Below are 10,866 nucleotides of genomic sequence, written 5' to 3' on the forward strand. Positions count from 1 at the left end.
GTCGAGGCGATGCGCCAGATGCTGGTGGACCTGCTGACCGAGAACCCCGATCTCGCCGACATGGACGAGCGCCTGGTCGCAATGATCGCTCGGATCGTCGAGGCCTACGGGAAATACAGCTCCAGTCGCGGCCCGTCGTTCTCGTCGTACCAGGCGCTCAAGGCGATGGCGCTCGATGAGCTCGAGGGCAAGCTGCTGGCCGGCCTACTCGCCTCGTACGGCGACGAACCCACTCCCAGCCAGGAGGAGATCGCCAAAGCGCTTGCCGCGCAGCGGATCACCCAATTGCGCAAGCTGGTCGATTCCGAGACCAAACGGCGCACCGCTGAGCAGCTGGGTCGCGATCACGTCCAGATGTACGGCATACCACAGCTTTCCGAGAATGTGGAATTCCTGCGCGCCTCCGGTGAGCAGCTGCGTCAGATGCGCCGGGTGGTGGCACCGCTGGCCCGCACGCTGGCGACCCGGCTTGCGGCCCGCCGGCGACGCGCCCGGGCCGGGTCGATCGATATGCGCAAGACGCTGCGCAAGTCGATGTCCACCGGCGGAGTCCCGATCGACGTGGTGCTGGCCAAGCCGCGTCCGGCACGGCCGGAACTGGTGGTGCTGTGCGATGTGTCCGGCTCGGTCGCCGGGTTCAGCCACTTTACCCTGCTCCTGGTGCATGCTCTGCGCCAACAATTCTCGCGTGTCCGCGTGTTCGCCTTCATCGACACGACCGACGAGGTGACCCACATGTTCGGCCCGGAAGCCGACCTGGCCGTGGCCATTCAGCGGATCACCCGGGAGTCGGGCGTCTACAGCCGCGACGGCCATTCCGATTACGGCAACGCGTTCGCGTCGTTCATTCAGGCGTTCCCCAATGTGCTGTCACCGCGTACCTCGCTGCTGGTGCTCGGGGACGGCCGTACCAATTACCGAAATCCGGAGACCGAGCTGCTGTCCCACATGGTGACCGCCAGCAGGCACGCGCACTGGCTGAATCCCGAGCCCAAGCATCTGTGGGGCAGCGGCGACTCGGCGGTGCCGCGCTACCAAGACGTCATCCCGATGCACGAGTGCCGGTCGGCCAAGCAGCTGGCCGCGGTGATCGACCAACTGCTGCCGGTGTAGGGGTGGAGGGTCCCGTGTCGTTTCACATCCGCCACACGCGTCCCCGGAGGCAACAGGCGATGTTCTTTGTGCCCGCCTCGTTGCGACACCGGGGGTCGCGGGTGTCACGGCGGCATCTGTCGCTATGAGTCGGGCACACACATGCCGCACGCAGCAGAGGTTGGTGTGGCGCATGTGGCCAACGCCTGGGAAATCGGGGCGTAACGCCGGCTCAAGTAAGCTGGCAAATCGTGCAAAAGCAGCTTCGCAGGCTAGGAGTGATGGGTGGGACGTTCGACCCCATCCATTACGGCCACCTGGTTGCCGCCAGTGAGGTCGCCGACCTGTTCGACCTCGATCAAGTGGTGTTCGTGCCCAGCGGCCAGCCCTGGCAGAAGGAGCGGCATGTTTCTCCTGCCGAGGACCGCTATCTGATGACGGTGATCGCTACGGCGTCCAATCCCCGCTTCACGGTCAGCCGGGTCGACATCGACCGCGCCGGGCCCACCTACACCAAGGACACGCTGCGCGAGCTGCATGCCCTCAACCCGGACTCCGAGCTGTACTTCATCACGGGGGCCGACGCGCTGGCCTCCATCCTCTCGTGGGAGGGCTGGGAGACGGCGTTCGAGCTGGCGCGCTTCATCGGCGTCAGCCGGCCCGGCTACGAGCTGCGGCGGGAACACATCACGGGCGTGCTGGGCGAACTGCCGGAGCACGCGCTGACGTTGGTCGAGATCCCGGCGCTGGCCATCTCTTCGACCGATTGCCGTCGCCGCGCCGCGCAGCGCCGGCCGCTGTGGTACCTGATGCCCGACGGTGTGGTGCAGTACGTCTCCAAACGCCGGCTCTACCGCGACGGCGAGGGGCCGCCGGTGATCGTGAACGAAACTCGCTTGACCACAGGGGAACACCCATGAGCGCCACCGACGAGGCCATCGACATGGCGACGGTGGCCGCCGGCGCAGCCGCCGCGAAGCTGGCCGACGACGTCGTCGTCATCGACGTCTCGGCCCAACTCGCCATCACGGACTGCTTCGTGATCGCCTCCGCGTCCAACGAGCGACAGGTCAACGCCATCGTCGACGAGGTCGAGGAGAAGATGCGCAAGGCCGGCTACAAGCCGGCCCGTCGTGAGGGCACCCGGGAAGGCCGCTGGACGCTCCTGGATTATCGCGACATCGTCGTTCACATCCAGCACCAGGAAGATCGGGACTTCTATGCCCTGGACCGGTTGTGGAGTGACTGCCCGGTGGTGCCGGTAGACCTCGACGAGGGCCGTGACGACTCCGGAGAGCCGGGCGCGTAATGAAAATTCGTCGTCTGATCATGTTGCGGCACGGGCAAACCGAGTTCAACGCCGGCAGCAGGATGCAGGGCCAGCTGGATTCCGAACTCAGCGAGCTCGGGCGGGCCCAGGCGGTTGCGGCCGCCGAGGTGCTCGGCAAGCTGCAGCCGTTGCTGATCGCGTCGTCGGATCTGCACCGCGCCTACGACACCGCGATCAGGCTGGGGGAGGTGACCGGCGTGCCGATCCGGGTGGATCAGCGGCTGCGGGAAACCCATCTCGGCGACTGGCAGGGCTTGACCCACACCGAGGTCGACGCGCAGGCTCCCGGCGCGCGGCTGGCCTGGCGCGAAGACGCCACCTGGGCGCCACATGGCGGCGAGAGCAGGGTCGACGTCGCGGCGCGCAGCGTGCCGTTGGTTGCCGAATTGGTGTCCGGCGAGCCGGAATGGGGTGACCCCGACGGTCCGGATCGCCCAGTGGTGCTGGTGGCCCACGGCGGCCTGATCGCCGCGTTGTCGGCCGCGCTGCTGAAGCTTCCGGTCGCCAACTGGCCGATTCTCGGTGGCATGGGCAATGCCAGCTGGGTGCAACTTTCCGGACATAACGACGATCCCACCGACGAATTCGACAGCATCCGTTGGCGTCTGGATGTGTGGAACGCTTCGGCGCAGGTGTCCAACGATGTCCTCTGAGCAACGGCCGAAGCCCACGCTGCTGATTTTCGCCGACTCGTTGGCCTACTACGGGCCAACCGGGGGCCTGCCCGCCGACGACCCCCGAATCTGGCCGAACATCGTTGCAGCACAACTGGGTTGGGACGTCGAGCTGATCGGCCGTATCGGATGGACGTGCCGCGACATCTGGTGGGCGGCGACGCAGGACCCGCGGGCCTGGGCGGCGCTGCCCAGGGCCGGCGCGGTAATCTTCGCCACCGGCGGCATGGATTCGCTGCCGTCGGTGCTGCCCACCGCGCTGCGCGAGCTGATCCGCTATGTGCGGCCACCCTGGCTGCGACGGTGGGTCCGTGACGGCTATGGCTGGCTGCAGCCCAGGCTCTCGCCGATCGCCAGGCCGGCCCTGCCTCCGCACCTAAGCGCCGACTATCTCGAACAGACCCGTGGCGCAATCGATTTCAACCGTCCCGGCATCCCGATCGTGGCCTCACTGCCGTCGGTGCATATCGCCGACACCTACGGCCGCGCCCACCATGGACGCGCGGGGACGGTGTCCGCCATCACCGAATGGGCGCAAAACCACAACGTGCCCTTGGTCGACCTCAAAGCCGCTGTCGCCGAGCAGGTTATGAGCGGCCGGGGAAACCCCGACGGCATTCACTGGAATTTCGAGGCACACCAGGCGGTCGCGGAGTTGATGCTCAAGGCGCTGGCCGAAGCCGGGGTGCCCGACGAGAAGCCCCGCGGGTAGCGCTCGTGACTGTCGTGGTGGTGACCGACTCGTCGGCACGCGTGCCGGCCGACCTGCTCGAAAAGTGGGGTATACGCGTCGTTCCGCTGCACATCTTGCTCGACGGCAACGATCTGCGTGATGGTGTCGACGACGTGCCCGGCGACATCTACAAACTGGCAGCCACCACCGCGGCGGCCACTCCGGCCGAACTGGCCGACGTGTACCAGCAGGCGCTGGCCGACAGCGGCGCCGACGGGGTGGTGGCCGTTCACATCTCCTCTGCGCTGTCGGGCACCTGCCGGGCCGCCGAACGCACCGCGGCCGATCTCGATCCGAACGTGCGCGTCGTCGACTCCAAGTCGGCCGCGATGGGCACCGGCTTCGTCGCTTTGGCCGCCGCGCGGGCCGCGGCCGACGGCGGGAACATCGAGACCGTCATGGCCGCGGCACGCGGGGCCGTGGACCGGGGACATGCCTTCATCGTGGTGCACCGGCTGGACAACCTGCGCCGCAGCGGACGCATCGGCGGGGCAAAGGCATGGCTGGGCACCGCGCTTGCGCTCAAGCCCCTGTTGCGTATCGATGACGGCAAACTTGTTCTGGCCCAACGGGTCCGCACGGTCAGCCATGCGACGGAGACGATGATCGACCGGGTTTGTCAGGTCGTCGGCCACCATGCCGCCGCACTGGCGGTGCACCACGTCAACAATCCGGACGGCGCACGAGAAGTGGCGACGGCGCTGGGCGAGCGGTTACCGGCGTGCGAGCCGGCGATCATCACCGACCTGGGGCCGGTGCTCGCGTTGCATGTCGGCGCGGGCGCCGTCGCGGTGAGCGTCGGGCTACCCCCGAAGGATTAGGTCGGCGACGACGGAGCCCGCACAGCGGGGTCAGGAGGAGCTGGGTACGGAAACCCGAGCGGCGTTCACCGGCCGTCGCGCATTGTCACCGCGCGGGTGCACGACCTGCGGCCACCAGAACCACCGCCCGAGCAGTGTGGCGATCGAGGGCATCAACAACGTGCGCACGATCAGCGTGTCGAGCAACAACCCGATGCACACGGTCGACCCGAACTGACCGAGCACGCGCAGATCGCTGCCCAGCATGGACGCCATGGTGAAGGCGAACACCAGACCCGCCGCCGTCACCACCCCACCGGTGCCTGCCATCGACCGGATGATCCCCGTCTTGAGCCCGCGATGGATCTCTTCACGGAACCGGGAGACCAGCAGCAGGTTGTAGTCCGACCCGACGGCCAGCAGGATGATGACCGACAGCGCCATCACGATCCAGTGGATCCGGATGCCGAACAAGTCCTGCCAAATCAACACGGACAGACCGAACGACGCAGCGATCGAACTGGCCGCAGTGCCGACGATCACCAGCGCCGCGACCACACTTCGAGTCAGCAGCAGCATGATCATGAAGATTAGCGTCAGGGCTGACACCACCGCGATCATCAGGTCGTACTTCTCGCCGTCGGCCATGTCCTTGAACGTTGCGGCCGTTCCGCCGAGGTAGACCCTGGCATCCGACAGCGAGGACTGCTTCAACCCCTCCTGCGCGGCGGTGCGTTCCGCGTCGACCCGCGCGATGCCCTCCGGTGACATCGGATCGCCCTGATGGGTGATGAAGAACCGCGCCGACTTGCCGTCCGGCGACAGGAACATGCGAAGACCCGTCTGAAAGTCCGGGTTATCAAAGGCTTCCGGCGGGAGGTAGAAGAAGTCGTCGTTCTTGGAGTTGTCGAAGCTTTGCCCCATCACGATCGCGGTGTTGCTCATCGCCTCCATCTGATTGATCATCGCCTGGAACGTCTGGTAGAGCGTCAGCGTGATGCCCCTGGTGTTCTTCAGCGTGTTGATCAGTATGGGGAACAGTGCATTCAGGTCGTGTGTGGCTTTGGCGGTGTGCGCGATGTCGGCGGTGAGGTAGTGGAACTGCTCGGCGAGCTGGTCGAACCCGTCGAACGTGTCGAAGAGGGACCGCAACCCGATGCACAACGGGATGTCGTAGCAGTGCTTCTCCCAATAGAAGTACGTGCGGACCGGCCGGAAGGTGTCGTCGAAGTCCGCGATGTGGTCGCGCAGGGTGTCGGTGATCTGTGACGTCACCGCCGTGGTTTTTGCGCTGTCGTCGGCGGCGCCTGCCAGGTCTAGCGACACCTCGTACTGGCGCTGCGTGGTGTCAATCTGGGTCTGCAGGTCGTCGGCCATCTTCAGGATGTCGTTCATGCGCTCCTTGAGAAAGCCCATGTTCTGCATCGTGGTCTGGCTTTGAACGCTGTTCTGAAACGGAATGGAGCTGTGCTGAATCGGAATGCCCAGCGGGCGCGTGATGTCCTGGACCATCGCGATACCGAGCGTGCGCATCTCGTTCTTGGCCACCCGGTCCAACACCAGCATGTCCGCCGGATTACGCATGTCGTGGTCAGACTCGACCATCAACAGGTCGGGGTTCATCCGTGCCTCGGAGAAATGCCGGTTCGCGGCCTCCTGTCCTTGGTTGGACGGGGCTGACAGCGGCAGGTAATGGCGGTCGTTGTAGCTCGTGTGGAAGCTCGGCAGGGCGATCATGCCGACCAGCACGATCGCGGCGCTGACAGCCAAAATCGGTGCGGGCCAACGCACTACGGCGGTGCCCACCCGGCGCCACAGCCGACCACGCTTGGCCTGCCTTTCGAAGAGGTGGAAGCGGCTTCCGATGAAGACCACCGCGGGGCCCAGCGTGATGCCGGCCAGCACCACGACCAGCATGCCGATCGCCACGGGTGCGCCCATGGTGTTGAACCACGGCAGCCGCGAAAAACTCAGGCAGTAGGTCGCGCCGGCAATCGTCAGGCCCGATCCCAAGACAACCGGAGCGACGCCCTTGAATGTGGTGTAGTACGCGGTCTCTCGGTCCTCGCCGGCGGCCAACGCCTCCTGGTAGCGGCCGACGAGGAAGATTCCGTAGTCGGTTCCCGCGGCGATCGCCAGCATCGTGAGGATGTTGGCGGCGAAGGTGGTGAGCCCGAATGCGTTGTGGTACGCGAGAACCGCGACGACTCCGCGCGAACAGGCCAGCGCGACGAAGGTCATGAACAGCTGCACGAGCGTGGTGACGATGGACCGGTAAACCAGCAGCAACATGATCGCGATGGCGCCCAGGGTGAACAGCGTGATCTTGGCCAGGCTGGCGTTACCGATGATGTGCATGTCGTCCGACAGTGCCGCCGGGCCGGTGACATAAGCCTTGACGCCGGGTGGCGCCTTGTTCTCGTCGATGACCTTGCGAACGGCGTCCACCGACTCGTTGGCCAGCGTCGTGCCCTGGTTACCGGCGAGGTTCACCTGCACATAAGCGCTCTTGGCGTCGGCGCTCTGCGCGCCGGCGGCGGTGAGCCGGTCGCCCCAGAAGTCCTGAATGTGCTGAATGTGCTTGGGATCCTGGCGGAGTTGCCGAATCAGCTTGTCGTAGTACTGGTGCGCGTCCGGGCCGAGCGGGCGCTGGCCCTCCAGGACGATCATGACGGTGCTATTGGAGTCGAACTCGTGGAAGTTGTGGCCCAGGCGCATCATCGCCTTCATCGACGGCGCGTCCAGCGGTGTCATCGGCGCCGAGTGCGCCTCACCGACCTTCTCCAAGGTGGGGACGATGACGTTCACCAACACGGTGATGGCCACCCAGCCCAAGATGATCGGTATGGCGAAGATACGGATCGCGTGGGGCAGGTAAGGCCGGTGGCCCCGCTCGGCCTTGGACAGGCGCCCCGTTTTGATCGGGCCGGTGTCGGCGGCGCTCAGGTCGCGCTCGGTCTTGCTGTTCACATCGCTCATGCGGACTTCACCAGGCAGAAGGTCTGGGCGTTATGGCCATCGGAGTTCTGGTTGTCGCGGACGACGCCGTCCACGGTGATCTTGCAGCGGATCGTGCTGCCGTCGCTCTGCGCCATGATGTTGGCGCTCACCGACGGCAACGTAGTCGAGATCGTGGTCGACCACGGCAGCGCGGCGTTGTTGACCTGGTGCGTGTTGGCGTTCTCGTCCCAGTAGTTGATGTTCGCCGTCGTGCCCGGGGAGCCGGAGATTTCGTAGACGACGACCTTCGGGTTGAACTGCACGATTTCGATCCCCTTGCCGGCGTTTGCGTTGAGATCCTCCGAACCGAAGATCCTGTGCAGCCGCGACACGATCAGCGCCGAGGTCGCCAGAACGACCACCAGCACCAGCGGGATCCACCCGTGTCTCAGTACGCGGGTCAAGAGGCCGGGGCGGGAATCTGAGTCTGGACTAGTCACCACCTGACCGCCTTCCGCAAAGCTCACCAACCGTCGCCGACGACACCAATGTCAACGGAACATTTGCTCAGTTAGGGATACTAACCTTAGTGCACGCAAGCGTTCCTCGCGGGGCCGCCAGTTGTGGCGAACGGCATAACCGCTAGAGGACCAGCCGACCGGTGACCGGTGGCAGATCCGCCAGTGTCACGATCCCGGGCGGGGCGGCCACCACCGCCGGGACGGCATTGGTAACCGGCATCGCGGTGTAGATCATTCCTAGTCCCATGAACCCGGGCTCCGTCCAATCCTTGGGTGGCAGGCAGTGCAGCACGGTGCGCATGTTGGGCAACCCGAAGACTTGGATGACGTGGCCGTGCTCGAGCGGTTTGGGCGGGACGACGTGACTGCCCATGGTCCAGTTGAATCCGACGCTGACGACGTTGCGGTCGCCGACCCAGCCGCGGTGATAGCCGTAGACGCTGCCGACCGTTCCGGCAGGAATCTTCATGAAGCCCAGATCGGAGTCGTCGGTGGCCGCGGTGAAGGTGACGTCGAACGTCATCTTGTCCAGCTTCGCCCCGATCGCGTCGGCCATCATCGCGGCCGACTCCGCGAAGACCTCGCTTTCCCGCCGGACGTTTTCGGCGAGCCCCGGGGTATCGGGATCTTGCGAAAAACCCATCGCCGTCTGGGTTTCCGCCGACTCGTAGGTCGAGCAGTCGACCGACTCGGTGATCCGGATCTCATCGACGCGCTCGCACGAGGCGGACAGCACCATGCCCACCATGTTGGTCATGCCCGGGTGCGCGCCGCTGCCGAAGATCGTCGAATTGCCCTTCTGGCAGGCGTCCTCGATGCGTTTGAAGTCCTGCGGCGTCTGCTTGCCGCCGGTGATCCACGCGGCGCTGGTGCACACGTTGACTCCCGATTCCAACAGCCGCACTAGCTCATCGACGTTGGGCCACAACGGGTTATAGCAACACGCGTCCGCGCCCAGGGCCAGCAGCGCGTCGATGTCGTTGGTCGCTTGCACTCCGGTCGGTTCGGGCCAGCCCGCCAGGTCGGCGGCGTCGACGCCGACCTTATCGGCGCCATGCGCGTACACCCCGGCCAGTTCCAAGTCAGGGCGTCCGATGATGGCGTGCAGCGAACGGCGACCGATGTTCCCGGTGGTCCACTGGATCACCCGCAGCGGACGGTCTGTTCCTACCTTGCTCATCGCGGCTCCTTCGCCGTGGGCGGACTAGTTGCTGATATCAAATCCTGCGATGACCTTGGTAGGCCGCAGCCGCACCACCAGTTCACCGGGAACGGCGTTGCGACGGCCGAATTCGTCGGCGCGGTCGGCACCCATGTAGCGGCGACCGGTGCGGGTGGCGATGTCCAGCACGTCGTGCGCATCCTCGCTGACCGTGGCCACGCCCTGCACCTGGACGAACGAGTACGGCGGATGGGGATCGTCGACGCAGATCACCACGCGCGGATCACGAGCCAGGGCACGGCCTTTCGACGTGTCACGCCCGGTGTTGAAAGCCAGCTCGGCGCCGTGTTGCCCGACGTCGACCACGAACCACACCGGCGCGACGAGCGGTCTGCCGTCGGCGGCGAGGTAGCCCAGCATCCCGGTGCGGGTGCCGGCCGATAGGAACTCGATGACCTTCTGGCTCAGTTCCGCGGGCTCGGACATGCCTTAAAGACGGGCCAGGTCGTAGTCGCCGACGTGGTCAATCAGGTTATGCAGGTGCTCGCCCGAGGTGCCCAGGGTGTTTTCGATCGCGGTGAGCCGGGCGGCGTAGTGGCTGACCGGGTATTCGGCCGTCACACCGATGCCGCCGTGCATTTGGATCGACTCCTGAGCGATGTGCCGGCCCGAGCGACCGATCTGCAGCTTGGCCCGCGAGGCGATCAACGGATCGATGTTGCCATCGGCGATCGACATGGCCGCGTACAGGGTCATGCTGCGCGCCATCTCCAGCGACACGTACATGTCGGCCGCGCGCTGCGTAAGCGCCTGGAATTTGTTGAGCGTGACGCCGAACTGCTTGCGGGTCTTGAGGTAATCGGTTGTCAGGCGCAGCGATTCCTCCATCGCACCCAGCGCCTCGGCGCACAGCCCCGACTGAATGCGCACGAGGGCGTCGCGGATGGCGCCCGATGCGTCGCCCGCCTCGCCGAGCGGTTCGGCGGCAGTCGAATCCAGCTCGATCTGGGCGCCGCGCTGTCCGTCGAACGTCCGGTACGGGTGCCTGGTCACCGCTGCCGCGTCGACCAGGAACAGCCCCGTGCCGCCGTCCGGCAGGCGGGCGCTGACCACCAAGGTGTCGGCGCAGTCCCCGGCGAGCACCGGATTCTTCCGCCCGGTCAGCGCCCACGAATCACCCTGCTGCGCAGCCTTAGTGCTTACCTCGGCGGAAGGCTTGCGCTGGCCCGGCTCGAGGTGGGCGAAGGCCAGCAGCCGCTGTCCGCCCGCGACCTGTTGTCGCGCACCTATGACCCGGAAAGCCGCAACAAGATCATCGGCTCCGATCTCGGCTGGAGCCGCGAGGTCTGGAATCAGCTCGCCGACACTGGGATTCTGGGTCTCGGCTTCGAGCCGGAGGAGTCCGGCCAGATCGAGATCATGGTGGTGCTTCACGAGGTCGGGCGCCGGTTGGCCCCCGAACCGGTGCTGCACGCCGCGCTGGGGCCCGGTGCGCTGATCACCGAGCTGGGCAGCGCTGAGCAGAAGCAACTGCTCGACGAGGTCGCGGGCGGACAGCGGCTGCTGGCCTTCGCCCACCTCGAGCCGGGCCAGCGCAAGCCTTCCGCCGGGGGC

11 protein-coding genes and 1 pseudogene are annotated in these 10,866 nt (G+C 66.0%); 7 read left to right on the forward strand and 5 right to left on the reverse strand.

What is annotated here, in order from left to right:
• From A5652_RS01595 to A5652_RS01620, 6 genes are all read left to right on the forward strand, one after another.
• On the forward strand, positions 1-1,113 hold a 1,113-nt coding region (locus A5652_RS01595; RefSeq protein ID WP_067345955.1), incomplete at its 5' end, for a VWA domain-containing protein.
• 230 nt (positions 1,114-1,343) lie between these two features.
• Positions 1,344-2,012, forward strand: a complete 669-nt coding sequence (gene nadD / locus A5652_RS01600; RefSeq protein WP_082983729.1) for a nicotinate-nucleotide adenylyltransferase — start codon at positions 1,344-1,346, stop codon at positions 2,010-2,012.
• Complete coding sequence (gene rsfS / locus A5652_RS01605; protein WP_067345960.1) at positions 2,009-2,401, forward strand: ribosome silencing factor; 393 nt, start codon at positions 2,009-2,011, stop codon at positions 2,399-2,401. The genes nadD and rsfS overlap by 4 nt, the downstream gene beginning before the upstream one ends.
• Complete coding sequence (gene gpgP, locus A5652_RS01610; RefSeq protein ID WP_067345962.1) at positions 2,401-3,075, forward strand: glucosyl-3-phosphoglycerate phosphatase; 675 nt, start codon at positions 2,401-2,403, stop codon at positions 3,073-3,075. Before rsfS ends, gpgP begins: the two co-directional genes overlap by 1 nt.
• On the forward strand, positions 3,065-3,808 hold the full coding sequence (gene octT / locus A5652_RS01615; protein ID WP_067345965.1) for a diglucosylglycerate octanoyltransferase: 744 nt from the start codon (positions 3,065-3,067) through the stop codon (positions 3,806-3,808). The genes gpgP and octT overlap by 11 nt, the downstream gene beginning before the upstream one ends.
• A gap of 5 nt (positions 3,809-3,813) precedes the next feature.
• Positions 3,814-4,650, forward strand: a complete 837-nt coding sequence (locus tag A5652_RS01620; protein WP_067345968.1) for a DegV family protein — start codon at positions 3,814-3,816, stop codon at positions 4,648-4,650.
• 30 nt (positions 4,651-4,680) lie between these two features.
• On the opposite strand, the gene A5652_RS01625 is transcribed toward A5652_RS01620, so the two are convergent.
• The 5 genes and pseudogenes from A5652_RS01625 to A5652_RS01645 all read right to left on the reverse strand — a co-directional run.
• A complete protein-coding gene (locus A5652_RS01625; protein ID WP_067345970.1) occupies positions 4,681-7,608 on the reverse strand; it encodes an RND family transporter in 2,928 nt (975 codons plus the stop codon).
• The gene (locus A5652_RS01630) at positions 7,605-8,033 is read right to left on the reverse strand and encodes an MmpS family transport accessory protein (RefSeq protein ID WP_082983730.1); all 429 of its coding nucleotides are present in this window, start codon (positions 8,031-8,033) and stop codon (positions 7,605-7,607) included. The genes A5652_RS01625 and A5652_RS01630 overlap by 4 nt, the downstream gene beginning before the upstream one ends.
• Before the next feature lie 178 nt (positions 8,034-8,211).
• Positions 8,212-9,270 (reverse strand): dihydrodipicolinate reductase, encoded by a 1,059-nt coding sequence (locus tag A5652_RS01635; protein ID WP_067345975.1) that lies wholly within the window; start codon positions 9,268-9,270, stop codon positions 8,212-8,214.
• 24 nt (positions 9,271-9,294) lie between these two features.
• Complete coding sequence (locus A5652_RS01640; RefSeq protein WP_067345978.1) at positions 9,295-9,738, reverse strand: PPOX class F420-dependent oxidoreductase; 444 nt, start codon at positions 9,736-9,738, stop codon at positions 9,295-9,297.
• Positions 9,739-9,741: 3 nt separating this feature from the next.
• A pseudogene (locus tag A5652_RS01645) lies at positions 9,742-10,524 on the reverse strand (acyl-CoA dehydrogenase); the annotation flags it as partial.
• Here A5652_RS01645 and A5652_RS26295 point away from each other — a divergent pair.
• On the forward strand, positions 10,489-10,866 hold a 378-nt coding region (locus A5652_RS26295), incomplete at its 3' end, for an acyl-CoA dehydrogenase family protein (RefSeq protein WP_232001062.1). The pseudogene A5652_RS01645 and the gene A5652_RS26295 overlap by 36 nt on opposite strands.

Origin of the sequence: Mycobacterium sp. 1165178.9, from assembly GCF_001673555.1 — a bacterium.
Taxonomy (GTDB): domain Bacteria; phylum Actinomycetota; class Actinomycetes; order Mycobacteriales; family Mycobacteriaceae; genus Mycobacterium.

Coding starts and splice junctions, on each gene's coding strand:
- rsfS (WP_067345960.1), top strand. CDS start 2,009: ATGAGCGCCACCGACGAGGCCATCGACATGGCGACGGTGGCCGCCGGC.
- gpgP (WP_067345962.1), top strand. CDS start 2,401: ATGAAAATTCGTCGTCTGATCATGTTGCGGCACGGGCAAACCGAGTTC.
- octT (WP_067345965.1), top strand. CDS start 3,065: ATGTCCTCTGAGCAACGGCCGAAGCCCACGCTGCTGATTTTCGCCGAC.
- A5652_RS01625 (WP_067345970.1), bottom strand. CDS start 7,608: ATGAGCGATGTGAACAGCAAGACCGAGCGCGACCTGAGCGCCGCCGAC.
- A5652_RS01635 (WP_067345975.1), bottom strand. CDS start 9,270: ATGAGCAAGGTAGGAACAGACCGTCCGCTGCGGGTGATCCAGTGGACC.
- A5652_RS01640 (WP_067345978.1), bottom strand. CDS start 9,738: ATGTCCGAGCCCGCGGAACTGAGCCAGAAGGTCATCGAGTTCCTATCG.